Source organism: Collinsella sp. AF02-46-1, from assembly GCF_003465825.1.
In the GTDB taxonomy this organism is placed as follows: Bacteria; Actinomycetota; Coriobacteriia; order Coriobacteriales; family Coriobacteriaceae; genus Collinsella.
The window spans coordinates 62553-87709 of record NZ_QSBV01000006.1 but is presented as its reverse complement, the minus strand read 5'-3'; the positions used below and the strand labels follow the sequence as shown (position 1 = coordinate 87709).

Here is a 25157-nt window from a genome sequence, read left to right as displayed (position 1 = left end):
CGGTTCGTAGAACCGCGTAACGGCTCGACGCTGCGCGGGCCGCATTTGGACAATCTGACGTTCAACTTCAAGGGCGCGACCAGAAGGTCAGCGCCCTTTCGTTTCACGTCACCTTGTCTCAAATGCGACCCGCTCGCTGACTTATGCTCAACCTGCGGCGCCATTTTGCTTGAAAGCACCTTGCTCGCTCTGGCGGGCTTTCGCTGTCCGTCCTCTACCTGTGGCGTTGCCCTGGTTGGCACTTAGGGACGTTCCTCTTGTGCCGGCACTTGGGGACGGTCCTAGCCGCCTGGGGTCTACCGGTGCATTGGGGGTTTACGCCTTCCATGCATGACAGTCGTCTCTTTTATGTTTCCTTTAGCCGTCGCTGCCTAGGATGGGAGTTAGTCGGCAGGAAGGGAGCGTCTATATGGACGACGCGAGCGAGCGTGCAATCGAAGAGGACATGCTCGATCAGTTCAACTACTTTGATGATGAGGACGAGGAATTGATCGACCGTCGCGAGCCGGCGGCGCTCGATACTTTCGACCTTGTTGATGAAGAGCCCGACGAGGACGAGGTCGGATCAGCGGAGCCCCCACAGTCTTCGCGCCTTGACTCGCTGCTTTCGAGAGCCCCCATGCACCACGGTGTTCGTGCCGGCGCACTCCATATGAAAACTGACTGGCACCAGATCGTGACGGCAGGCGATGAGCTTGCCGTCGATGCGCCGCTCACCGATAAGTCATCCATCATCTGCCGCACCGGTATGCTTATGCTCGCGAGCGGAACGGGTGCCTGGCGTGTACGCGATACCATGAATCGCGTTGCCGCCGTACTCGGTGTCACCGTCCACGTTGACTTAAGTCTTCTGTCGTTTGAGTGCACCTGCATCGAAGATGGCCACTGCTTTAACGAGGTTGTCAGCCTGCCCACAACGGGAGTCAATACCCATCGCATTTGGATGATGGAGAGCTTCCTAAAGGAAATCGAGACGTATGGGCGCCGGTTTACCGTGCACGAATACCACGAGATGCTCAAGACCGTTGAGAGTTCAAAACCCGATTACTCTCCCTGGCAACAGGGCCTTGCGGCAGCTTGTGCTTGCGGCGCCTTCGTCTTTTTGCTCGGCGGCGGCCCTATCGAGATGGCCTGCGCATTCGTAGGCGCTGGTGTTGGCAACTTTGCTCGCTCTCATATTCTCAAGCAGGGTCTTGGCCAGTTTAGCGCGCTGACGATTGGCGTTGCGCTCGCTTGCGTTTCGTATCTGCTGACATTGCTCGGCCTTGGCCAGGTCGTACCGGGGGCAATGTCGCACCAAGAAGGCTATATCGGCGCCATGCTCTTTGTGATTCCCGGCTTTCCCCTCATTACGGCAGGCCTCGACATCGCTAAGCTCGATATGCGAAGCGGCATTGAGCGTCTTTCGTATGCCGTGTCGATTATTGTGATGGCGACCCTTGTGGGCTGGATGGTTGCCGAGTGTGTGGGGCTGGCACCGGATGATTTTGCCCCGCTCGGCCTTTCGCCGCTTGCCCTTACGCTCCTGCGCGTGGTGATGAGCTTTGTTGGCGTATTCGGCTTCTCGGTGATGTTCAACAGCCCGGTAAAGATGGCCGCGGCAGCTGGGCTGATCGGCGCCGTGTCCAATACCTTGCGTCTGACCCTTGTTGATGCGTCGGCGCTGTTTCCCTTCCTGGGCCTGAGCTTAGGTATGCCTCCCGAGGCGGCAGCGTTTATCGGTGCGCTGGTATCGGGCCTGCTCGCGAGCTTAGCCGAAATCAAGCTCACCTACCCACGTATCGCCCTCACGGTGCCATCGATTGTCATTATGGTGCCGGGCTTGTATCTGTATCGCTCGATGTATTACATGTGCACCTTCGACACGGTCAATATGCTCGGCTGGTTTGTGCGTGCAGTGCTCATTGTGGCGTTTCTGCCCGTTGGCCTGGGCGTGGCGAGAACCCTCACCGACTCTCGCTGGCGCCACACCAGCTAATTGGTGCAAATGAAACTGATCCGCAAAACATGAACGTGGATAATCTCCCGTTTTTGGCCTGTTTACGGGCTCAAAACGGGAGATTATCCACGCTCGTGGAATGGGTGTCCGAAAATCCACGCTCGTTGGGCCGATGCAGAGGCACCTGGCAATTCCTTTTTTGTAGACGTTGTCGCGCGGCTACGGGCAGGAAAGGTCCCAACGGTTAACATATACTCCATATGGGTAAAGAGACCAAAGCGCCGCCACGAGTGGCGCTTTGCGTTTGAAAAACTAGCTCGTCTAAGAGGAACTAGCATGTTAGACCGTTTTACCGATCGCGCGCGCAAGGTCATGTCCATGGCCAAGCAGGAGGCGCTCGATCTGCACTCAAATAAGGTGGGCACCGAGCACCTGCTGCTCGCGCTTGCCAAGGAGGACGAGGGCATTGCCGCCGAGGCACTGCGTTCGCTCGACATCTCCTACGATGACATCATGGATACCCTCAAAGAGGTCCAGACCACGGTTCCCGAGCCCAGCGAGGAGACCGAGGCTGCCAAGCTCGCCTTTACGCCGCTCGTCATCAGCGTGATGGAGCGCTCCTTCCGCGTGGCACGCGAGAACAACCAGACCTACGTTTCGACCGAGCACTTGCTGATCGGCATCGTCGAAGAGGGCAACGGCATGGCCATGGACATCCTCATGCGCCTGGGCGTGTCGTCTGCTTCCATTAAAAAGGCTATCGAGAAACTCACCGCCAAGGACCAGGACAAGAAGCGTCCGCTCGCCGGTGCCGGTGCCGGGCGTCCCGGTGCGGGCCTGCCGTTCTTTAGCGGCTCGGATGCCTCTCAGCAAAAGGGGAGTGGCACCGACACGCTCAAGCAGTTCGCGACCAACCTCACGCAGAAGGCGCGCGACGGCGAGCTCGACCCTGTAATTGGTCGCGAAAAGGAAGTCCAGCGCATGATGGAAATCCTCTCGCGTCGCACCAAAAACAACCCGCTCATCCTGGGCGATCCCGGCGTGGGCAAGACGGCCATCGTCGAGGGCCTGGCTCAGCAGATAGCAGCCGGCAACGTGCCTGAGAACCTCATGAACCAGAATATCTGGACGCTCGACCTGCCGGGTCTCGTGGCGGGTGCCAAGTATCGCGGCGAGTTTGAGGAGCGCCTCAAGAACGTGATCCAGGAGGCCACCGAAGCGGACGACGTCATCCTGTTTATCGACGAGATGCACACCATCATCGGTGCCGGTTCTGCCGAGGGCTCCATCGATGCGAGCTCCATGCTCAAGCCCGTACTCGCGCGCGGTGCCTTCCAGATTATCGGCGCCACCACGGCCGAGGAATTCCGCAAGTACCTCACCAAGGACCCGGCCTTCGAGCGTCGCTTCCAGACCATCGATGTCGAGGAGCCGAGCGTCGAGGACACGGTCAAGATCCTGACCGCGCTTAAGCCGCGCTACGAGGAGCACCACCATGTGCGCTATACGCAGGGTGCTATCGAGGCCGCCGCGAACCTTTCCAACCGCTACATCCAGGATCGCTTCCTGCCCGATAAAGCCATCGATCTCATCGACGAGGCCGGTGCCCGCGCTCGCATCGCCGCGAATCGCGCGCCCGAGCCGGTGCGCGAGGCCGAGCAGCGTATAGAGGAGCTCAAGGCCGCCGCGCAGGAGGCCACCGAGAGCGATGACATGAACAAGGCCGCCGAGATCACCGAGCAGCAGAAGGCCGCCGAGATTGAACTCGCCGAAGCCAAGGCCGCCTGGACCGCCGAGCTCGACGCCAGCCCGCTCACCATCGACGTGAGTCAGATCGCCGACATCGTGTCCGTGACCTCTGGCGTGCCGGTTTCCTCGCTCACCGAGAGCGAGAGCCGGCGCCTGCTGCAGACCGAAAGCGTGCTCAAGACGCGCATCATCGGTCAGGATGAGGCAGTCGAGGCCGTCGCCAAGGCCGTGCGCCGCAGCCGTTCGCCGCTCAAGGACCCGCGTCGCCCCGGCGGCAGCTTTATCTTCCTGGGTCCCACCGGCACAGGCAAGACCGAGCTCGCCAAGACGCTCGCCGAGTACCTCTTTGGCAGCAAGGACGCGCTCATCAGCTTCGACATGTCGGAGTTCGGCAGCGAGTTCGAGGTCTCCAAGCTCATCGGTAGCCCTCCGGGTTACGTGGGTCACGACGAGGGCGGTCAGCTTACCAAGGCCGTTCGTCGTCACCCGTATTCGGTCGTGCTGTTCGACGAGATCGAGAAGGCGCACCCCGACATCTTCAACATCCTGCTGCAGGTGCTGGAGGAGGGCCGCCTGACTGATAGCCAGGGCAAGACGGTCGACTTCCGCAACACCGTGATCATCATGACGTCCAACGTGGGCGCCCGCGAGATCGCACAGGATGCGAGCGTTGGCTTTGGCACCACCGGCGAGCAGGGTCTCACGTCGAGTGAAATCAAGGGCCGCGCGATGGGCGAGCTCAAGCGCCTGTTCCGCCCCGAGCTGCTCAACCGTATCGACGACATTGTGGTGTTCCAGAAGCTCACGGGCGAGAATCTCACCAAGATCGCGCACCTGCTGGTGGACGATCTGCGCCAGCGCCTGATCGCAAACGGCATGAACATCAAGCTCACCGATGCGGCCTACGACAAGATTGTGGCCGAGGGTACCGATCTTACCAATGGCGCACGTCCGCTGCGTCGTGCTATTCAAAAGCTCATCGAGGACCCGCTGTCCGAGGAGCTTCTGGCCGGCGAGTGGGGCGAGGGCGATACCGTCCTGTGCGACGTGGCCGATGGCAAGTTTGTCTTTAGCCACGGCACGGGCGAGATCCCGGCACCGCGTCCGGCGGGCACGCTCGGTGGCGATACCGCTCCGGCGGCGCCGCACACCGGAAACGCCGCGCCTGTGAGCAGTGGCGTGAGCTCGGGCCCCGGTGGCATGATGCAAGCCGGCTCTGGTGCGCTGTAGGGATTGAACATACCTTGTATAACGGGGGCGTTTCCGATAAGGAAGCGCCCTCATTTCTATTGAAATGCGCTTCAATCTGCCGTGCTATACTAAAATCGAGATATAGTATAGCAAAGGAGCTGATATGCCTACGTCAATACTCGACACGCGGCCAGTTCAGATGAACGTGCGTATAGATCGCCAGCTCAAAGAGGCGGGAGACGCCGTCCTGACTCATATTGGCATGACGCCGTCACAAGCCGTTCGGACACTTTGGGAGTATCTGGTCGTTAACGGACGCATGCCCTCGAAGGGAGACGCGGCGGCTCCGGTTTCTGACGGAGTGGAGCCCCGGCGCATGGAGTCAAGGGCCGCGCAAGGCAGCCATATCGTTCGCGATTCGTGCCTCAAATACGGCATCCCCATCCCTGAGTTCTCGGGAGACTATGACGACCTCTATGAGGAGGCCATGGCGGAGCGCTATCCCGAGTGGGTGGAACTATGAGCACAGAAGGCGTCCTCAAGCTGTTAATCGATACCAACGTATGGATGGATTATTTTTCTGGCAGGTCCGACCGTACGGCAAATGTCGTCCATCTGATCGAGATTGCCGACGCCTCGGAGCGGATTGCCCTGTTTGCCTCGTCGCTTTCGGTCAAAGACGTTTCATATCTTGTCTCGGCGGCAATCAAGCAGGAGTGCCGAAGAAAGACTGGCTCACTGAGCGATAACGCCATTGCGGCGGCAGACGAAACGGCCTGGGCATGCGTTCGACAGATGCGCGAGCTAGCCCTCATCGCCCCGGTCGGTGCAGACGAGGTCTTCGACTCCTTTGTGTTCAAGTACCACCACAATGACTTTGAGGACGACCTGATGCTGGGCGTCGCCAATCGCATTGATGCCGATTACGTCGTGACGGAGGACAAGAATCTTATTAAACATACCAATGGTGTATGCATTAATGTTCAACAGGCGTTGAGGTTGGTTGGGGGGTCCAACGTTCCCTCTGCACGGCCCGTCTAGCTTGCTTTACCTTGATAAAGTGGCGTTTCCTCACCGTTAGCCGATGATGCGAGGGCGCTCGGCGTTTTCGACTGGTTTATGCACGCAAAGTCTGGGAATATACAAGTCGCATGTCTTACTGTCTAACCAGTTGCGCCAAGGAGGCACCATGGATTACAAGATCACCGGCTACGAGCCCGCCCAGCTGTTCCATTTCTTTGAGGAGGTCAGCGCGATCCCCCGTGGGTCTGGCAACGAGAAGGGCATCAGCGATTTCCTGGTTGCGTTTGCTAAGGAGCGCGGCCTCGATGTGTACCAGGACGAGGTCTACAACGTCATCATTCGCAAGCCCGCTTCTGCCGGCGCCGAGAATGCTCCGACCGTGATGCTGCAGGGCCACATCGATATGGTGTGCGACAAGTTGGGCTCCGTTGAGCACGACTTTACGACCGATGGTATCGACCTGGTCGTCAAGGACGGCGTCCTCACCGCTAACGGCACCACTCTGGGCGCCGACAACGGTATCGCCGTCGCGCTTATGCTTACCGTGCTCAACGACGATTCGATTGCCCATCCGGCCCTCGAGTGCGTGTTCACCACCGACGAGGAGACTGGCCTGGTCGGCGCCGAGACGCTCGACAAGTCCCAGATTAGCGCCCGCACCATGATTAACCTTGACTCCGAGGAAGAGGGCGTTGCCACCGTCAGCTGCGCCGGCGGCGTCGTCGTTACCTACACCTGCCCCATCGCGCGCGAGCACAAGACCGGTAGCACCCTCACGCTCGACATCTCCGGCCTGCTGGGCGGCCACTCCGGCAGCGATATCCACCTGGAGCGCGGCAACGGCAACCTCATCATGGCCCGCATCATCGACCGCCTGATGGTCGCCGGCGAGCCCGCCATCGTTAGCTTTAACGGCGGCACTAAGGACAACGCCATCAACCGTGAGTGCAAGGCCGAGCTGGTTTACGCCGACCACGCTGCCGCCGAGGCCGCGGCCCAGATCGCAAAGGACATCATCGCCGACGTCACTGCCGAGCTCGAGGTCTTCGACCCCGGCTTTACCTGCACCGTCGAGATTGCCGACGACGCCGAGGTCGAGGCCATGGATCAGAAGTCCGCGCTTGCCCTCATCCGCGCCCTGCGTCTTGCCCCTAACGGCGTGATTCGCCGCAACGTCGCCACTGACGGCTCCGTCGAGGTTTCCTCCAACATCGGCGTGGTCGCCACTTCCGACGACCAGGTCAAGATCATGCTGTCCCCGCGCTCCTCGATCACCTCGCTGCAGAACGAGTTCAAGGACCGCCTGCAGACGCTGGCCGATGTCTTGGGCTTCGACGCCAAGTTCGAGTTCGAGTATCCCGGCTGGAGCTATGCCGAGCATTCGCCGGTCCGCGACGTTTTTGTCGAGAGCTATCGCGAGCTCTTTGGCTCCGAGCTGCGCATCGAGTCCATTCACGCTGGCCTTGAGTGCGGCCTGTTTGCTGAGGCCCTGCACGGCCTGGACGCCATCGCCGTGGGCCCGACGCTCTCCGATGTCCACACCCCGGACGAGAGCATGGAGCTCGCTTCTGCCGAGCGCTTCTACGAGCTGCTCATCGACGTCCTCAAGCGCCTTGCCGCGTAAGGGTCGCGCTAGCAGCAGTTCGAGCCACGTGCTAGCGGATTGCAAATGACATTACGAGAGGGGGCATCCGAACTTTTGCGACGGGTGCCCCCCTCTTCTTTTAAGAAATGTGGATTGATTGGCGCCTAGCCCATATCCGCCTTGATGAGGTCGAGGGTGCGCTGGCAGTTTTCGCGGACGGGGCCGAGCATGTGCTCGCGCAGGTCCGCCATGCCGGGCAGGTCGGCGTATTCGTCCATGATCTCTTCCATGCAAATGGGCACCTCGTAGGCGAGGTCCATCATGGTCGCAAAGCAAAACTTCTCGGATAGCCCGGCATCGGTGAGCGCCGCCTCCAGCGCGGGGTCGCCCATACCGTGGTATCGGCGGATAGCGCCTGGACCGATGCGCCCCACTCGATTTTCGCCGCCAACGCTCATGGCAAGGCGCGCCCGGCGGCGCATACGCTCGTACGCCAAGCCCGATGCGACATCGTACATGGGTGCGAGCGCTGCGTTTGTGCCTTTACCTAGGATGAGCGAGTAGTTTTTAGCGTGTGCGTCAGGCGCTCCGATAATGGCGTTATAGAACAACATATAGGTAAAAAGCACAAGATTCATGTGGTGGGGGACTGTGTTAATCAGTCGTTCTTGGATGTCTCGTGTGGTTGGTCCTCCGTCGGCGGTGTATTTCTGGCTTGGCAATACACCGAGCGCCTGGCAAAAGTCCTCCTGATGCAGCCTTTCGATATTTCCGCTGCTATTGACAATTCTGTCGTACCGTTCAACGACGAGCGCGGCTTCGTCTTCAAATGTGCAATAGGAGACGTTGGCAGTTGGAATGCCAACACGCCGAGCCGTTTTCATGCAGACGAATTCGTTTAAGGCCTGATGTTTGAACCCAACGACACCATTTTTGAAGATATGGGTAGTGGGGGATGACCCTAGACATTCGCACCATTGGCCATCATGCCAAGCTAGTGCAAATTTGCCTTGGTTGCCGCCCAGGGACCAGCTTTCGTTGGAGCCCATCCATGTCTCTCTTTCGTCATCGCGAATTGCTTTGAGCTTGTGAGCGATTTGAGAATTGGTAAGCGGGCGGTATGCCGAGACCCTGCCGCGGGCGGCGCCTAATTGATCGGTTCGACAAAACTGAACGGCCCCTGCGCAGTCAAGACCGATATGGCACAAGAGGGCGACGGGGTTGTTGGATGCAACGTCATGCTCGGCGGCAATAGCGCGGCGCTGCTCTTGGCTGTCGGGCAAAAGGCCAAATAGGAACGGGCGGACGATGTTATGGCCATACGTGCGATTGGAAAGCGGCATTGTAAGCGATAGTGGTGCTCCGCGATAGGTTGGGGCGTATACAAAGCTGCAGAGTCCATGCTCGTCTTGCCGGAGAGTGCCTGCGATTTCGCCACAAATGAGGGTCGCAAGCTCCATCTCTGCCATTTATTTCACAACCTTACAGCCAAAGGAGAGGTCTGAAGTGTCGGAAAGGCCTTGCTCGGCTGCGATTTGGGCCAGCAAGGCACCATAGGAAGATGGCGTTCCCTGTCGAGCGGGTCGTCTGCCTACGCTTGGCTTTGGCAGGGCATTCGAGTTCGCGATAGGGAGGTCCGCTTTCGTCGTCGGATGTTCGGAGGGCGATGCGATGGAGTCGTTATCGCTTTGCGCAAAGAGACCTATGCCGAGTGCGTTAAAGACGGACAGCAACTTGTCGAGTCGAATGCCGGTGGCGTCTCCTAGCTCGAGCGATGCGAGCAGGCGCTCCGAAACACTGGCCGTTTTGGCGAGGGCGGCACGGGTGAGACCCTGAGCCTCGCGTGCCTGGCGCACGTAGATGCCAGCTTGGCGTGGTGTGGTGATGGGAAGGGTATCCATGGCGATCTCCAACATGCAGACTTTTGCATATCAGTATGACATGCAAAAGTCTGCACGAAAAGGCCTCATGCAAAACTTTGCATGAGGCCTTGTACTGGCGTTGAGTTTTGAGCGATTGCGTTTGGCGTTACAGCGCCAAAATCCCCAGATGCTCAAGCAAGATCTTAAGTCCGATGAGGATGAGCACGATGCCGCCCACGATGGTGGCAGGTTTTTCGTAGCGCGCGCCAAAGGTGTGGCCGATCGCTACGCCGGCGACGGAGAAGATAAACGTTGTGACGCCGATAAGCGATACAGCGGGAACGATGTCAACCGAGAGCGCCGCAAATGAGATGCCTACGGCTAGGGCGTCGATTGAGGTGGCGATGGCGAGGATCAGGTACTCGCCCAGGTCAATCTTTTCGGCATCCTTGCCGTCGCCTTCATTCTCGTCCTTGGTAAAGGCTTCCCACAGCATTTTGCCGCCGATAAAGGCCAAAAGGATAAAGGCGATCCAATGGTCGATGGGTCCGATGATGCCCATGAATTGACTGCCAAGCGCCCATCCGATTACGGGCATGCCGGCCTGAAAGCCGCCAAAGAACAGGCCGAGCACCACGGCGACTTTAAGGTTGATCTTCTTCATGCCAAGGCCCTTGCAGATGGATACGGCAAAGGCATCCATCGAAAGGCCAACGGCGAGCAGCACGAGCTCTGCGAGTCCCATAGTCTGGCTCCCTCTCTGCGGGCGGGCCCGCGTGTACCTCTTGGGGGAGTAACAAAAAAGACCCGTGGCGTACGCGTTGCGCGCACGGCCACGAGTCTCGTTCATTAAGGCAAGCCAGGCCGCATCGGCCAGTGTGTTGACTTGCCGCGCCACCGGAGGCGAACCCGATCACGCGACTACTCCCTCATTTATGCGAATCCCGATGCTACCACATAAGCAGCTCATTTGGATTGGGGCTCTCAGCTGTGTTCGCTCATTCTGTAAGCATCGGATTTTGCGGGCGTCACAGAGGCAAACCGTGAGAAACTTATTGACGTTTATGGAGCGTATACGATGGGAGCGATGCCTTGGATAAGAACGAGCTGCAAAAGCGTATGGAACAGGCCATCCGCCTGACGGCACCTGGCCAGCCGATCCGCACCGCCCTCGACATGATCATTGCTGGTCACCTGGGCGCCCTTATCTGCGTCGGCGACACCGAAAACGTGCTCGCTGCCGGTAACGACGGCTTCCCGCTCAACATTTCGTTTACCTCGAACCGCCTGTTCGAGCTTTCCAAGATGGACGGCGCCATCGTCATCGATGGCGACCTCACCCAGATCCTGCGCGCCAACTTTCACCTCAATCCCGATCCCTCGCTCGCCACGAGTGAGACGGGCATGCGTCACCGTACTGCCGCTCGCATGTCGGTGCTCACCGATGCCATCGTGATCTCGGTTTCGGCTCGTCGTGCCGTCGTCAACGTGTACGTTCACGGCAAGAGCTACGAGATCCAGCCCGTCACCACCATCATGAGCTCGGTCAACCAGCTCGTCGCCACGCTCCAGACTACCCGTCAGTCGCTCGACCGCTCCTTGCTGCGCCTGACGGCCCTTGAGCTCGACGACTACGTCACGCTCGCCGACATCACCGGCATCTTCTCGAGTTTCGAGATCATGCAACAGGCAAAGACCGAGCTTAAGGATTGCATCGTCAAGCTGGGCAACCAGGGCAAGCTCGTGCAGATGCAGCTCGAGCAGCTCGCGGGCTCCAGCATGGATACCGAATACGACTTGATGATCCGCGACTACGCGAGCGATTCTTCCGAGGCAAACGCCGAGAAGATCCGCGCCAACCTGAGCCGTATGACGCCCAAGGACCTATCCGACCCGCAGCATGTGGCGGCGGTTCTGGGTTACGACGACCTGGACGAGGACTCCGTTATGACACCTCTGGGCCTGCGTACGCTTTCGCGCGTGTCTGTCGTGCGCGACGGCGTGGCCGAGAAGATCGTCGACGAGTATGGCTCGCTGCAGGAGCTCATGGACGACATCAGCGAGGATCCGGAGCGCCTGGGCGACTTTGGCGTCAACAACCCTGCCATTCTTGCGGACTCCTTGTACCGCATGAAGGGCACCAAACAGGGGAACGCATAATGGCGCCCGTATGCGCCGTGGTCGTTGCCGGTGGCAGCGGCCAGCGCTTTGGTAACCCCGGTGGCAAGCAGCTCGTCAATGTAGCGGGCCGTCCGCTTATGAGCTGGTCCATCCGCGCATTTGATCGTAGCGATAAGGTCGGCCACATCGTCGTGGTTTGCCCTGTCGAGCGTCGTGCCGAGATGCGCCGCCTGGCTATCGACCCGTTTGACTATGACACGCCCATCAGCTTTGCCGATGCCGGCGATACCCGCCAGGATTCCACTCGCGCCGGCGTGCACGCGGTGCCGGCGGGCTTTGAATACGTCGCCATTCACGATGGCGCTCGTCCGCTCATTACGACCGAGGCCATCGACCACGCTATCGACGTGCTCGTGAGCGCCCGCGCCCTCGATGGTGTCGTGTGCGGCCAGCCCGCGATCGACACGCTCAAGATTGTCGATGGCGACAACATCGTCGAGACGCCGCCGCGCGAGCTGTATTGGGCCGCGCAGACGCCGCAGATCTTTAGCGTCGATGCTATGAAGCGCGCTCATTCCGAGGCAATTGCCGAGGGCTTTATCGGCACCGATGATTCGTCGCTGGTCGAGCGCATTGGTGGGCGCGTCCGCTGCGTCCAGAGCCCGCGCGACAACCTTAAGGTGACGGTGCCCGAGGACCTGCGTCCCGTAACCGCGATTCTGCTCGGTCGCATGGCCGAGGGAGAGGACCTTCCCCATGTTCAGTAACCTGCGCATCGGCCATGGCTACGACGTTCACCGTCTGGTGGAGGGGCGTCGATGTATCATCGGCGGTGTCGACATTCCCTACGAGCGCGGCCTGCTGGGCCACTCGGATGCCGATGTGCTCGCGCACGCCTTGGCCGACGCCATTCTGGGAGCCTGCCGCGGGGGAGACATCGGCAAGCTATTCCCCGACACCGATCCCGCCTACGAGGGTGCCGATTCGATGGTGCTGCTCGCTCGCGTGATGGACTATGCGCGCGAGCTGGGCTTCGAGTTTGTCGATGCCGATTGCACCATTGCCTGTCAGCAGCCCAAGATCACTCCGCACCGCGATGCCATGCGCGCCAACCTTGCCCATGCCCTGGGCGTTGACGTCGAAAACGTGGGCGTCGCCGCCACTACGACCGAAAAGCTCGGTTGGGAAGGCCAGGGCGAGGGAATCGGTGCCTGGGCCGTCTGCCTGCTACAGAAAACCGTTAAGGAGTAACGAATGCGTATCTACAACAGCGCTACCCATAAAAAGGAAGAGTTCCAGCCCATCGAGTCCGGCAAGGTCCGCATGTACGTGTGCGGCCCCACGGTCTACGACAACATCCACATCGGCAATGCCCGCACGTTCATCAGCTTTGACGTGATTCGCCGCTGGCTCATCGCGAGCGGCTACGAGGTCACGTTCGCCCAGAACCTCACCGATGTCGATGACAAGATCATCAAGCGCGCCAACGAGCAGGGCCGTACGGCCGCCGAGGTCGCGACGGAGTTCTCCGACAAGTTCATCGGCGTCATGCGCGCCGCCAACGTGCTCGATCCCGATGTGCGCCCCCGCGCCACCAAGGAGATCGGTCCCATGATCGCCATGATCAAGACGCTTATCGAGCAGGGCCACGCTTACGCAGCCGATAACGGCGATGTGTACTTTGCCGTGCGCAGCGATCGCAGCTATGGTCAGGTCTCGGGCCGCAACATCGACGACCTTATGGTGGGCGCGCGCATCGAGGAGAACGAGGACAAGAACGACCCGCTCGACTTTGCCTTGTGGAAGGCCGCCAAGCCCGGCGAGCCCAGCTGGCCGAGCCCCTGGGGCGAGGGTCGTCCCGGTTGGCACACCGAGTGCGCCGCCATGGTGCATCGCTACCTGGGCACCCCGATCGACATCCACGGCGGTGGCTCGGACCTTGCCTTCCCGCATCACGAGAACGAGTGCGCCCAGGCTACCTGCGCCTGGCACCAGGGCTTCTCCAACACCTGGATGCACACGGGCATGCTGCTGGTCGACGGCGAGAAGATGTCCAAGTCGCTCGGCAACTTCTTTACGCTGGCCGAGGTGCTCGAGCAGCACTCTGCCGCGGCCCTGCGCCTGCTGATGCTGCAGACGAGCTATCGCTCGCCGCTTGACTTCTCCTGGGAGCGCTTGGAGGGTGCCGAGAACTCGCTCACGCGTATCGCCGGTACGGTCGAGAACCTGCGCTGGGCCGCGAACCATGCGACGGCCGATGCCGATGAGGCATCATCCGAGGCGTTTGCCGCCAAGGCCGCCGAGACCCGTGCCACCTTTAAGGAGTGCATGGACGACGACTTTAACACCGCCGGTGCCATGGGTGCCGTCTTTGGCTTTGTGACCGAGTGCAACCAGTACCTGGAGCAGGCGGGCGACGCTGCCGACAAGGCCGCCGCGCTCGCCGCCGCCGATACGCTGGTCGAGCTGCTCGATACGTTTGGCGTCGAGCTTCCCGAGCCTAAGGTCGAGTTGCCGCTGGGTCTGCTGGGCGTTGCTGCCGGCCTGGTTGCCTACACGGGTGACGACGTGGACGAGGCCGCTGCCAAGATTCTCGAGGCCCGCGCCGAGGCCCGCGCCGCCAAGAACTGGGATCTGGCGGATGCCATCCGCGACCAGCTCAAGGATCTCGGGCTGACGATCGAGGATACTGCCGCCGGCACCCGTATCAAATCTCTCTAATCCCCGCGGGTTTCCCAAGCACTCGACCGCCCGAGCCACGGCACCTTGCCTTTCAATCGTCGGGCATGACCTCAAGGTCTATGCCCTCCTCTTTCAAGGCAATCTGCCGCACCTCGGGCGGTCGGTCTATTTGTTTCGTTTGATAGTTGTATTTAGGAGGTCGCTTCATGGCCGATAATCGCAAGCGTGCACCGCGTGGCGGCAAGCAGGCTGCTTCTGGCTCGCGTCCGATTCGCCGCAATGACCGCGCCGCCGCCCCCAAGGCTCAGCGCCGCCGCTCCCAGGCTGCGCGTCCGCAGCGCGAGCGTGGCCGCGAGGGCGTCCAGGCTCCCAAGGGTGAGTTTATCGAAGGTCGTCGTGCTGCCGCCGAGGCGCTGCGCACCGGTTTTCCCATCAAGTGTGCGCTCATTGCCGAGGGCGGGGAGCGCGATGCCGCCTTGTCGCGTCTGGTCGACGACCTCAACGCCGCGGGCGTTCGCATTAAGTATGTGTCGCGCGCGCAGCTTGATGCGCTGTCGAGCCATGGCGCCCACCAGGGCATTGCGCTCGAGGTGGGAAATTTCCCCTATGCCGATGTTGCCGATATTCTCGACCGCGCGGGTGACGGACCGGCGCTCGTCGTCGTGCTCGACCATGTGACCGACGATGGCAACTTTGGTGCGATCGTGCGCTCCGCCGAGGTCGTGGGCGCGGCGGGCGTCATCATTGCCAACAAGCGCGCCGCCGGTGTGACCGTTGGCAGCTACAAGACTTCCGCCGGCGCTGTCATGCATCTGCCTATTGCGCAGGTGCCCAATATCGCCCGTGCTCTCGATGACCTCAAAGCCGCTGGCTTTTGGGTGGGCGGCGCTTCCGAGCACGCCGAAGGCAGTTGCTGGGATGCCCCCTTCGAGGGTCGCGTGGCGCTCGTCATGGGCTCCGAGGGCGATGGCATCTCGCGCCTGGTGCTCGAGAAATGCGACTTTTTAACCAAGCTTCCCCAGCGCGGCATGACCGAGAGTCTCAATGTGGCCCAGGCGACCACCGCGCTGTGCTTTGAGTGGCTGCGCCGCAATGCCGGCGAGCTCATGGGGGAGGAGTAGCGCATGTCCAAGAAGAACCGCGCCAAGTCCAAGGCCAAGCGCTTTGGCGAAGGCTCGGCCAAGCCGATTGTTTCGGCCGCGACCTATGGCGTGGGCGGCAATGCGTTTGCGCAGGCCATCGCCGATCCTGTCTCGACGGTGCACTCCAATAAGCCCGAGCTGCTGGTGGTCGACGGCTATAACGTGATTCACTGCACGCCGCGCTACGAAAAGCTCGTGTACGACCATTCCGACGATCCGTATTCCAGCGACGTCCACGATATGGCGCGCACCGCCCTCATCAACGACGTCGCCGCCTTTGCCCAGGGCCGCTACGAGGCCGTGATCGTGTTCGACGGTGCGGGCAATATCTCCAGCGAGCGCCCCAACCTGCCGGCCCGTGGCGTGCGCATCGAGTTTTCGCCGACGGGTGTCTCTGCCGATACCGTGGTGCAGAAGCTCTGCATTGAGGCGCGCGAGGAAGGTCGCGCGTGCTCCGTGGTGTCGAGCGACGGCACGATCCAGGCCGTCGTCATGGGCAAGGGAGTCACGCGCATCTCGAGCCGCATGCTGGTGGACGAGATCAAACAGATCGACAACGACGTTCACGAGGCAGAGGAAGCCCCGCAGATCAAGATGACTCTGGGCAGTCGCCTGAGCCCCGATGCCCTGGCAAAGCTCAAGGCCCTCCGCGGGAGGTAGGGGAGCTGACGGTGCGACGCTGTCTCGCTAACTCCATTCAGCGATGTCGATCATTCTACGGAGGCGCCATGTAAGTGCCTCTTTTAGATATGGCAGCCTTGCCGTGAGCGCGTCATTTCTGGACAGAATCTCGAGTGCCTCGTCAACGAAGCCTTCGAGTTTGTCGCCGTCAAACCAGCTCATATCCTCAACAAGCAGCATTTGTTTCGCGGGGCTTGAATGAAACTGCGCGCTGGTAAAACTGTGCTCTCCTGCCCGAAGCTCCTCAAGAGAAATGTTGCACCAGAGCGATGAGCCCGAATCGAAGATGGGGGCAGGTCTGCAGGTTAGTGTGTTGACGTTTCGTACAAGGCCAAAGTTACGCCAATGGCGGTCATAGTTGGCGATGATGTCGTCGCATACAATCATGCGGTCAAGGGCATCCTTGACGCCTGTCACCCCGAGCTCTTCGCAGTTTGCTACATATCGCTCGTAGTCGGTTAGCCGTTCATCTGCGTTTGCGTGCTGGTTTACATAGAACGCAGGGACATACTCTTCTTCATCAGTTAAGAAGACATCGCATATGCTCAGGGCAGAAGTACCCACGCCTTCGAGCGAATAGGGTACATAATCGCAAGCGTTTAGGATACGACGGTGAAGTGCAGTCGCCACCATCTCGTTATAGGGTTCCTGGTTTAGATGCGCACCTGCCTTGTGGAGGATTCGACGGTCGCCCTCGCATGTCCAGTACTTTTGAAGATTGCCGTCCGAGGTGTTGTCGGGCTTTGCGGCAGCCGCCTTGCCCTCTGGGGCGAAGGGCGCGATGCTGAGAGAGACGTCGTCAAAAGCATTATTGAAGAAATTGATATCTTCCCACGAGAGACCGGAGTCTTGGGGCCTAATCCAATACTGGTCGGATAAGGAGAGGCCAAGATTTCGCTGAACGAGTTCATCGGGAACATCGACTGCGGCTTCTTCAAGCAGAGAGGTTAGCCCAATGCGTGCGAGCGGGATACCGCGGCCGCGCCACCAGATGCGGAAGGAGTCGAGCGATACAGGTTTGCTGGGAGCAAAAACTCCAATAGGGGCGTGGGCACGATCGACGTCGGCGCCGATATGGGTGAAGTCTTTCCGTGATCTGCTGTAGACCAGCTGGGCCACTTCGTGCGTGCGGTTCATGAGGGTGAATGCGATCTCGCTTTTCCCATGCCCACGACGAGGCCGTCCCCCTCTTTTGGTTGCGGAGCGGAGTCGCGTGTCTACGCTGTCTTTGTCGATGAGCCATACTCCAGAAGCCTTGCGGGCCTCAAGTGCTCCGTTTTTTATGAGCTCCTGCACCCTGCGCGGAGTGATGTCGAGCAGTTCGGCGGCTTCCTTGGTAGTTAACATCGCGAAACCCTTCGCCAGAACGAACAGTTTTATCTATTTCATTGTAATTAAAACTATTCGTTTTGACGAAGGGTTTTAAGATTGAGGGCGAACTGACAGAAATGAACGGGCCTGGTACGTGTTGTTGCTGGATTTTGCATATTTGTATAACGCTGTGCGGCCTGTTGCGCCTCGTCCGCAATTCCTTTATTCTTAATTGGCTTCGCGCGAAAGCGCCAAGTGTGCCAGTGTGGCGCAACGGTAGCGCAACTGATTTGTAATCAGTGGGTTGCGGGTTCGATTCCTGTCACTGGCTCCATGAGTTTTCGCAGGTCAGAGGCGATATAGCCTCTGATTCTGCCTTCTCATGCAACAGCTCATGCAACAAATATGCAACAATTAAATCTGAAAGTGCACTTGTGTGTTTTGCAACCGATGCTCATTGTCAATAAACGCGTGCAATGAGGCGGGAAAAGCCAAGCTTACAGTTGCTGTCTCCATTAGAGTTTTGGGCTTTGTGTCTCCAACTGGGATAGAGTGGAAAGTGACCAAGGCGCTGAGAGCTCCGATGCCGCTTCTCGAAAGATCGCACGCCGTGCACGGCTCTCTTTCCTGTAGCCCATGGGTATTACTATAGTCTAGATTTAATTCGGCGCGAGAAGTCAAGAGCGACAAGGATTTCCCGTCGTTTGTGAGCAAGGCGATTGAAAGGACCCATGATGATTAATAGCGTAGAGGACCCAACGGTTGCCAATATTCTGTCGACCGATATGCTAAAAATCTATGACATTCCTCGTTACCAGCGCGAATACACTTGGAATCAGCGCGACTGGGCGAATCTCTATGATGACATCACCCAAAACGACGCCGGTTACTTCCTGGGCTCGTTTATTGTCGTGAACGGGACCGTGAATTCCAAGATGGATACCATTCACTATGAAGTTATCGATGGCCAGCAACGCCTGACGACGCTCAGTCTTCTCCTTGCCGCCCTCTATACTCGCATCATGGAGCATAAGGATTCTATCGATGACGACATGATGTTGGACGATATTCGACCCCTGCGCAATCGTCTGATCTTGAAATCTGACAAGTCAATCACGCGCGTTATTCCTCAGGTTCAGAATCATAACCTTGAGGATTACCGCTGGATTTTGAAGGAACATATCGGCTTAGATACGGTTATACAAAAGCCGAAGTTCCTTGGTCTAAGAAAGATGTCTAAGGCATTCAACTATTTTTACGATCGGCTGGGTGAGGACGTTGAGGGCAGGGATGGAATCGAGTGCGTTCGCTGCCTCCTTGATATCTGCAGGTTGGTGTGTTCGGCGGTCGTGGTCCAGATTACCGTCGATAGTCATGCTGACGCCTACACCTTGTTCGCGTCCCTGAACAACCGCGGTGTTCCCTTGAGCGCCGTTGACCTTATCAAGAACATGCTTCTCGGCAAGGTTGCCGGGGTGGATGACGGACAGCTCAACTATTACTTTGAACGCTGGCAGGAAGTGCTCCACAATCTCGGCGATGACTACAAGACGCAGGAACGCTTCTTCCGCCAGAACTACGACGCCTTCCGCCGGGAGGTGAACAAGCCATTTATCGGCGAATCTGGTTCCCAGCTCCCCCTCGGTTCCGTTGCCACGCGGTCCAACCTTCTGAAAATCTACGAGAAGCGGATGGAATCTGATGACGGCGCCCTTAAGGTGTTGGACGAGCTGACCGAGAATTCCGCACTCTATTCGAGGATCATTGGACTCGATCAAGAGAGCCCGGATTCCGAGCTTTCGCATCAGCTTTTGGAGCTTTCGAGAGCGCAGGGCGTCGCATCTTACCTGTTGCTGCTGTTCCTCTTTAAGAAGCAGAGCCAATTGGAGCTAAAAGATGAAACCCTCGCGCTTCTTGTTAAGCTCCTCGTCTGCTTCTTTGTCCGGCGCAACCTCACCGATACACCTCCCACACGTGATCTTGAGAGACTCTTCATCAGTATTTGTGAGAGCCTCGAAAGCGAGGGGCTCAAGGGCATTGCAGCCGCGGAGTACATCAAGAAGCGTCTCGTCGATGTGTCTGCCAGCGACGCTTTCTTCAAAGAACGTCTTGAGGGGCCGATTTACGACGTCAATCCCGATATGACGCGCTACATCCTTACTGTTATCGCATCTCCGAGCGTTACGAAAGAGATGAAGCCACTTTGGGAACGATACGCCTCCGGAAACTACGTCTGGACAATCGAGCACATCTTCCCTCAGGGCAAGAACATTCCAGATGAATGGGTGAAGATGGTTGCGGACGGCGACATGTCTAAGGCGATTGAGGTGCAGGAGAAACAGGTCCACACGCTTGGTAATCTAACCATCACCGGGTATAACTCAAAGCTGAGCAACATGCCCTTTGTGACCAAGCGAGACCGCAAGGATGTCAACGGGGCGAATGTCGGATACCGCAACGGGTTGAACCTGAACGACGAGTTGGTAAACACTGATACCTGGACGAGCGAGCAGATTCAGGAGCGCACAGACAAGCTCGTTGGACTCACTTTGAAAGCTTTTGACTTTGACGAGATTGAGTTCTAGTGACCGCCAGCCAATATCTTGGGGCATTCAGCCCAAGCGATTCAATCTTGATCCGCAACATCTAGACCGGTATTTCTCTTCAAGCTGTTACAGATTGAGATGTTAAGACGGGTTGGTGGGTAATATCTCAATCTGTAACACGAAGAGGCTGAAAACCGTTCAAGCTGTTACAGAATGAGACGTAAGCTGGAATCTCTGCTTAATATCTCGATCTGTAACAGATAGGGGAGGAATAACCCTCTTACTGTTACAGATCGAGATGAAAACGGTGAAGCCCATGGTCTGCTTGATCGAGCGAGGATTTTCGGACGAACGAGCGTGGAAAATCTCCCGCTTAGTGAATGAGCGTGGATAATCTGCCACATTGGGCCCAGTGGCACGTCAAAAGTGGGAGATTATCCACGCTCGATTTCAAACGGAAGAAAATCCACGCTCGATTTTGCCTGGGAAGAGCAATCTTCTGTCTGGGAAGCTCGATCTCGACCTATATATAGGTGCAAATGAATCGCTATCGAAGCAATAATCTGCAGGCTCACTCCACTACGCCAAAGTGTTCCCTCGGGAAATGTCACCGCTACATGCAAATCCACTGTCCATCATATCTAAACTCAGCAAAACCGCAGGTCACAGCTAAATAGATACGCCCGGGGCCGTGTATCTAGAGGTTTTCGTTGACAGCCCCCAAGGTTGCATCGTATTATCTTTTTCGTTCGCGGGGGCGGCGGTCCAAAAGACCAAAGGACCTGCGGATACTTGAACGATTGGGAGTTTGCCCGAGTGGTTAATGGGGACGGGCTGTAAACCCGTTGGCTCTGCCTACATAGGTTCGAATCCTATAGCTCCCACCCGTCAAGTGCCTGTATAGCTCAGTCGGTAGAGCACTTCGTTGGTAACGAAGAGGTCACCAGTTCAAGTCTGGTTGCAGGCTCCATCCGGCGGTGTAGCTCAGTTGGTTAGAGCACACGGTTCATACCCGTGGCGTCACTGGTTCGAATCCAGTCACCGCTACCATAGGTAACACGGTGGCTTCTCAATAGTATGTTGAGAGGCCACTATGGTATAAAGGCAAAGTCCCGTCCGGGGACGACCTGTTTAGAGGAGGGCTTTATGGCCAAAGAGAAGTTTGAGCGCACTAAGCCGCATGTTAACATCGGCACCATTGGTCACGTCGACCACGGCAAGACCACGCTGACCGCCGCCATCACCAAGGTTCTCTCCGAGACCGAGGGCTGCAAGGCTGACTTCACTGCGTTCGAGAACATCGACAAGGCTCCCGAGGAGCGCGAGCGCGGCATTACGATCTCCGTCTCCCACGTCGAGTACGAGACTGCTGCCCGTCACTACGCTCACGTTGACTGCCCGGGCCACGCTGACTACGTCAAGAACATGATCTCCGGTGCTGCTCAGATGGACGGCGCTATCTTGGTCATCGCCGCTACCGACGGCCCCATGGCTCAGACCCGCGAGCACATCCTGCTCGCCCGTCAGGTTGGCGTTCCTTACATCGTCGTCTTCCTGAACAAGTGCGACATGGTTGACGATGACGAGCTCATCGACCTCGTCGAGATGGAGACCCGTGAGCTCCTCTCCGAGTACGATTTCCCCGGCGACGACATCCCCGTCATCCGTGGTTCCGCTCTGGGCGCTCTCGAGGGCGACGCCAAGTGGATGGACGCTATCCGCGAGCTCATGAACGCCGTCGACGAGTACATCCCGACGCCTGCTCGTAACAACGACCTCCCGTTCCTGATGGCCGTTGAGGACGTTATGACCATCTCCGGCCGTGGTACCGTTGCTACCGGCCGTGTCGAGCGCGGTGAGCTCAAGCTCAACGAGCCCGTCGAGATCGTCGGCATCAAGGATACCCAGAACACCGTCGTTACCGGTATCGAGATGTTCCGTAAGTCCATGGACTTCTGCGAGGCTGGCGACAACGTCGGTCTGCTGCTCCGCGGCATCAAGCGCGAGGACATCGAGCGCGGCCAGGTTCTCTGCAAGCCCGGTTCGGTTACCCCGCACACCAAGTTCACCGGCGAGATCTACGTTCTGACCAAGGAGGAGGGCGGCCGTCACACCCCGTTCTTCGATGGTTATCGTCCTCAGTTCTACTTCCGTACCACCGACGTTACCGGTACGGTCAAGCTCCCCGAGGGCACCGAGATGGCTATGCCTGGTGACCACATCACCATCGAGGGCGACCTCATCCACCCGATCGCCATGGAGGAGGGCCTGCGCTTCGCTATCCGCGAGGGTGGCCACACCGTCGGTTCGGGCATCGTCTCCACGATCATTGAGTAAATTAGCTCTTTGATATAGCTGACTTAGAGAACCCGGCACTTATATGGGTGCCGGGTTCTTTTCTGCAATGGATATTGAGCCGTTGCTGGTGTCGAGAGGATCGATAGTGGTCCTGGATGCACCGTCGATTAGCTCTCGATGGCTTCATTGATGTGTTCCAAATATGAATGGATCCACCGAGAACCAATTGACTCGAGGTTTTCATTGACAGCACTTACGTGGAGCTGATAAAGTAACAACTCGTGCCCGTACGGGGCGGAAATGAAAGGTTCAGGATACATGCGTACTCTAGTTACTCTTGCGTGCACTGAGTGCAAGCGCCGCAACTATACGACCACCAAGAACAAGTCGACCATGCCTGATCGTATGGAGATCAAGAAGTATTGCCCCTGGTGCCGTCACCACACGCTGCACAAAGAGACTCGCTAGTCTCTAGTCACATACGCCAGTAGTTCAATTGGTAGAGCATCGGTCTCCAAAACCGAGTGTTGAGGGTTCGAGTCCTTCCTGGCGTGCCAGTCATTATTCCGTAAGCTCCCACTTGGGGGCTTACGGTTTACTCATGTATAAGCGCATTGCGCGGAGGTAACCCAAATGGCCAACAAGAAGAACAAGAAGAAGGCTCAGCAGCCGGCACCTGCCAACAACGCTGCTGCCAACTCCAAGGTTGAGGCCAAGAAGGCCGTTGCCAAGAAGAACGAGAAGGCTGCGAAGTCCAAGAAGAACGAGAAGCCTGGTTTCTTCGCCCGCACCAAGAAGTATTTCGCTTCGGTCAAGTCCGAGATGAAGCGTGTCACGTGGCCTGATAAGAAGGAGCTCGTGAACTACTCGGTCGTCGTTTGCGCTTCTCTGGTCGTCGTCGGCGTCGTCATCGCTCTGCTCGATGCTGGCTTTGGCGAGGCTCTTGCTCTGTTCTCTGGATTGAGGGGCTAAACCATGTCTAAGCGTTGGTACGTCGTTCACACTTACTCCGGATACGAGAACCGCGTAAAGTCCGATCTCGAGCATCGTATCGAGACCATGGGCATGCAGGACCGTATCTTTGATATCGAGATTCCTATGGAGCGCGTCACCGAGATCAAAGAGGGTGGCAAGCGCGAGACCAAGGATTCCAAGATCTTTCCGGGTTATGTCCTGGTTCGCATGGAGATGGATGACGATGCGTGGACGTGTGTTCGCAACACGCCCGGCGTCACCGGTTTCCTAGGCGGCAACGGCAAGCCCGCTCCGCTTTCCCGCGACGAGTACAACAAGATGACTCGTCGTCCCGGTAAGGGCGATTCGCCCAAGCGCACCTCGGTTGATATTCAGGTCGGCACGTCCGTCCGCGTCACCGATGGCCCGCTTACCGACTTTGATGGCAAGGTCTCCGAGGTTAACACCGAGGCTGGCAAGCTCAAGGTCACGCTGATGATCTTTGGCCGCGAGACGCCGGTCGAGCTCGACTTTAACCAGGTCGCTGTCATCGCTTAAGTTTTCGTCCGTTCGCGCGAGCGTGCTTCTTCTGTGACTGCTCATCTCAGGAGTGCTTCTAACACGTGCGTGCTTACGATATAGCAAGTACTTCACACTCGTGATTCGAAAGGAATGACCATGGCTGAGAAGAAGGTTGCCAACGTCATTAAGCTCCAGATTCCTGCTGGTGCAGCTAACCCCGCTCCTCCCGTCGGCCCCGCTCTGGGCGCTGCTGGCGTGAACATCATGCAGTTCTGCCAGGCCTTTAACGCCGAGACGCAGGACAAGAAGGGCGACATCATCCCCGTTGAGATCTCTGTCTACGAGGATAAGTCCTTCTCCTTCATCACCAAGACCCCGCCGGCGGCTCACCTCATCAAGAAGGAGCTGAACCTCAAGTCTGGTTCCGCTAAGCCCCAGGCCGACAAGGTTGGTCAGCTCTCCCAGGAGCAGCTCACCAAGATCGCCGAGATCAAGATGCCGGACCTCAATGCCAACGACATTGACGCCGCCAAGAAGATCATCGCCGGTACCGCCCGTTCCATGGGCGTCACCATCGCTGAGTAGCGATTTCTTATGGTAACGACGGGTGCTCCGACCTGGGCGCCCGTTAAATGTGTGCAATAGGGCACACGATACGATGTGGGAGGGCTCACGCCCGTTTAACCACAGGAGGTAATGCACATGGCTAAGCATGGTAAGAGCTATAACGCCGCTGCCGAGAAGATCGATCGCGCCACGCTCTACACCCCCCTTCAGGCTGCCAAGCTCATTAAGGAGCTCGACACCGCCAAGTTCGACGAGACCGTCGAGGCCCACTTCCGTCTGGGCATCGATACTCGTAAGGCTGACCAGAACATCCGTGGTTCCATCTCCCTGCCCCACGGCACCGGCAAGACCGTTCGTGTTGCCGTCTTCGCCGAGGGCGAGAAGGCCCGCGAGGCTGAGGCTGCTGGCGCCGACATCATCGGTTCCGACGAGCTTGTCGCCCAGATTCAGAAGGGCGAGATCAACTTCGACGCCGCTATCGCTACGCCGAACATGATGGCCAAGGTTGGCCGCATCGGTAAGATCCTTGGTCCCCGTGGCCTCATGCCGAACCCCAAGCTCGGCACCGTGACCATGGACGTCGCCAAGATGGTCTCCGAGCTCAAGGCTGGCCGCGTTGAGTACCGCGCCGACCGCTACGGCATCTGCCACGTGCCCCTGGGCAAGAAGTCCTTCTCTGAGCAGCAGCTCGTCGAGAACTACGCTGCCCTGTACACCGAGATCCTGCGCGTCAAGCCCTCTTCTGCTAAGGGCAAGTACGTCAAGTCCATCTCCGTGTCTTCCACCATGGGCCCTGGCGTCAAGGTCGATCCCGCTATCCAGCGCGACTTCCTGGCTGAGTAACTAACAGTTACTGCCTGAGCAAAGCAAGCATTGCTAAAGAGACCCGGTTCTGCCTCGTGCAGGACCGGGTCTCTTGCTTTTGAGTCAACGAAACCACCACGAAGGGGACAGGCACCCTTGTGGTGGTTTTACTTGTGTTGT

The 25157-nt window shown here is 58.3% G+C and carries 22 protein-coding genes and 5 tRNA genes; 23 read left to right on the top strand and 4 right to left on the bottom strand.

Annotated elements, in window-relative coordinates; translation table 11 throughout:
• Positions 1-409: 409 nt before the first annotated feature.
• The 5 genes from DWV20_RS03805 (at position 410) to DWV20_RS03785 (ending at position 7526) form a co-directional block, all read left to right on the top strand.
• On the top strand, positions 410-1978 hold the full coding sequence (locus tag DWV20_RS03805) for a threonine/serine exporter ThrE family protein (protein ID WP_233539767.1): 1569 nt from the start codon (positions 410-412) through the stop codon (positions 1976-1978).
• A 297-nt stretch (positions 1979-2275) separates the two neighbouring features.
• Positions 2276-4918: an ATP-dependent Clp protease ATP-binding subunit gene (locus DWV20_RS03800; protein WP_117635964.1), complete on the top strand. Its 2643-nt coding sequence runs from the start codon at positions 2276-2278 to the stop codon at positions 4916-4918.
• A 124-nt stretch (positions 4919-5042) separates the two neighbouring features.
• Complete coding sequence (locus DWV20_RS03795) at positions 5043-5402, top strand: type II toxin-antitoxin system RelB/DinJ family antitoxin (protein ID WP_099432102.1); 360 nt, start codon at positions 5043-5045, stop codon at positions 5400-5402.
• A complete protein-coding gene (locus DWV20_RS03790; protein ID WP_117635965.1) occupies positions 5399-5920 on the top strand; it encodes a PIN domain-containing protein in 522 nt (173 codons plus the stop codon). Before DWV20_RS03795 ends, DWV20_RS03790 begins: the two co-directional genes overlap by 4 nt.
• Positions 5921-6068: 148 nt before the next feature.
• Positions 6069-7526, top strand: a complete 1458-nt coding sequence (locus tag DWV20_RS03785) for an aminoacyl-histidine dipeptidase (RefSeq protein WP_118256414.1) — start codon at positions 6069-6071, stop codon at positions 7524-7526.
• Positions 7527-7651: 125 nt separating this feature from the next.
• Here DWV20_RS03785 and DWV20_RS03780 read toward each other — a convergent pair whose 3' ends face one another.
• The 3 genes from DWV20_RS03780 to DWV20_RS03770 form a co-directional block, all read right to left on the bottom strand.
• The gene (locus DWV20_RS03780; protein ID WP_117816901.1) at positions 7652-8956 is read right to left on the bottom strand and encodes a type II toxin-antitoxin system HipA family toxin; all 1305 of its coding nucleotides are present in this window, start codon (positions 8954-8956) and stop codon (positions 7652-7654) included.
• Complete coding sequence (locus DWV20_RS03775; protein WP_158549257.1) at positions 8957-9388, bottom strand: helix-turn-helix domain-containing protein; 432 nt, start codon at positions 9386-9388, stop codon at positions 8957-8959. It lies immediately after the preceding gene.
• Between the two features lie 127 nt (positions 9389-9515).
• The gene (locus DWV20_RS03770; protein WP_117816900.1) at positions 9516-10094 is read right to left on the bottom strand and encodes a manganese efflux pump MntP family protein; all 579 of its coding nucleotides are present in this window, start codon (positions 10092-10094) and stop codon (positions 9516-9518) included.
• Positions 10095-10468: 374 nt separating this feature from the next.
• On the opposite strand from DWV20_RS03770, the gene disA reads away from it, so the two are divergent.
• The 6 genes from disA to DWV20_RS03740 all read left to right on the top strand — a co-directional run bounded on the left by disA (position 10469) and on the right by DWV20_RS03740 (position 15954).
• On the top strand, positions 10469-11509 hold the full coding sequence (gene disA, locus DWV20_RS03765; RefSeq protein WP_369831362.1) for a DNA integrity scanning diadenylate cyclase DisA: 1041 nt from the start codon (positions 10469-10471) through the stop codon (positions 11507-11509).
• Positions 11509-12237 carry a 2-C-methyl-D-erythritol 4-phosphate cytidylyltransferase gene (ispD, locus tag DWV20_RS03760; RefSeq protein ID WP_118237016.1) on the top strand — a complete coding sequence of 243 codons (729 nt, stop codon included), beginning with the start codon at positions 11509-11511 and terminating at the stop codon, positions 12235-12237. Before disA ends, ispD begins: the two co-directional genes overlap by 1 nt.
• A complete protein-coding gene (gene ispF / locus DWV20_RS03755; RefSeq protein ID WP_006234975.1) occupies positions 12227-12721 on the top strand; it encodes a 2-C-methyl-D-erythritol 2,4-cyclodiphosphate synthase in 495 nt (164 codons plus the stop codon). The genes ispD and ispF overlap by 11 nt, the downstream gene beginning before the upstream one ends.
• Positions 12722-12724: 3 nt before the next feature.
• A complete protein-coding gene (gene cysS, locus DWV20_RS03750; RefSeq protein WP_117816899.1) occupies positions 12725-14191 on the top strand; it encodes a cysteine--tRNA ligase in 1467 nt (488 codons plus the stop codon).
• Between the two features lie 167 nt (positions 14192-14358).
• Positions 14359-15273 carry a 23S rRNA (guanosine(2251)-2'-O)-methyltransferase RlmB gene (gene rlmB / locus DWV20_RS03745; protein WP_117816898.1) on the top strand — a complete coding sequence of 305 codons (915 nt, stop codon included), beginning with the start codon at positions 14359-14361 and terminating at the stop codon, positions 15271-15273.
• A gap of 3 nt (positions 15274-15276) precedes the next feature.
• Entirely contained in the window at positions 15277-15954 is a 678-nt protein-coding gene (locus DWV20_RS03740) for an NYN domain-containing protein (RefSeq protein WP_006234978.1), read from the top strand.
• Between the two features lie 27 nt (positions 15955-15981).
• Here the strand turns inward: DWV20_RS03740 and DWV20_RS03735 are convergent, their stop codons facing one another.
• Positions 15982-17322, bottom strand: coding sequence for a DNA-binding protein (locus DWV20_RS03735; protein ID WP_117816897.1), 1341 nt, complete (start codon positions 17320-17322; stop codon positions 15982-15984).
• Between the two features lie 223 nt (positions 17323-17545).
• On the opposite strand from DWV20_RS03735, the gene DWV20_RS03730 reads away from it, so the two are divergent.
• The 12 genes from DWV20_RS03730 to rplA all read left to right on the top strand — a co-directional run bounded on the left by DWV20_RS03730 (position 17546) and on the right by rplA (position 25016).
• A tRNA-Thr gene (locus DWV20_RS03730) sits at positions 17546-17620 on the top strand.
• Positions 17621-18020: 400 nt separating this feature from the next.
• The gene (locus tag DWV20_RS03725) at positions 18021-19871 is read left to right on the top strand and encodes a DUF262 domain-containing protein (RefSeq protein WP_158566308.1); all 1851 of its coding nucleotides are present in this window, start codon (positions 18021-18023) and stop codon (positions 19869-19871) included.
• 763 nt (positions 19872-20634) lie between these two features.
• Positions 20635-20716 (top strand) — tRNA-Tyr (locus tag DWV20_RS03720).
• Positions 20717-20726: 10 nt separating this feature from the next.
• A tRNA-Thr gene (locus DWV20_RS03715) sits at positions 20727-20802 on the top strand.
• Positions 20803-20805: 3 nt separating this feature from the next.
• A tRNA-Met gene (locus DWV20_RS03710) sits at positions 20806-20882 on the top strand.
• 96 nt (positions 20883-20978) lie between these two features.
• On the top strand, positions 20979-22169 hold the full coding sequence (gene tuf / locus DWV20_RS03705) for an elongation factor Tu (protein ID WP_117563790.1): 1191 nt from the start codon (positions 20979-20981) through the stop codon (positions 22167-22169).
• A 279-nt stretch (positions 22170-22448) separates the two neighbouring features.
• Positions 22449-22598, top strand: a complete 150-nt coding sequence (gene rpmG / locus DWV20_RS03700) for a 50S ribosomal protein L33 (RefSeq protein WP_022093895.1) — start codon at positions 22449-22451, stop codon at positions 22596-22598.
• A 13-nt stretch (positions 22599-22611) separates the two neighbouring features.
• Positions 22612-22687: transfer RNA gene (locus DWV20_RS03695), tRNA-Trp, on the top strand.
• Positions 22688-22763: 76 nt separating this feature from the next.
• A complete protein-coding gene (gene secE, locus DWV20_RS03690; RefSeq protein WP_117635375.1) occupies positions 22764-23102 on the top strand; it encodes a preprotein translocase subunit SecE in 339 nt (112 codons plus the stop codon).
• A gap of 3 nt (positions 23103-23105) precedes the next feature.
• Positions 23106-23642, top strand: coding sequence for a transcription termination/antitermination protein NusG (nusG, locus tag DWV20_RS03685; protein WP_006234984.1), 537 nt, complete (start codon positions 23106-23108; stop codon positions 23640-23642).
• 120 nt (positions 23643-23762) lie between these two features.
• The gene (gene rplK, locus DWV20_RS03680; RefSeq protein ID WP_022093893.1) at positions 23763-24191 is read left to right on the top strand and encodes a 50S ribosomal protein L11; all 429 of its coding nucleotides are present in this window, start codon (positions 23763-23765) and stop codon (positions 24189-24191) included.
• 117 nt (positions 24192-24308) lie between these two features.
• Positions 24309-25016: a 50S ribosomal protein L1 gene (gene rplA / locus DWV20_RS03675; protein ID WP_089572518.1), complete on the top strand. Its 708-nt coding sequence runs from the start codon at positions 24309-24311 to the stop codon at positions 25014-25016.
• The last annotated feature ends 141 nt before the right edge of the window (positions 25017-25157 follow it).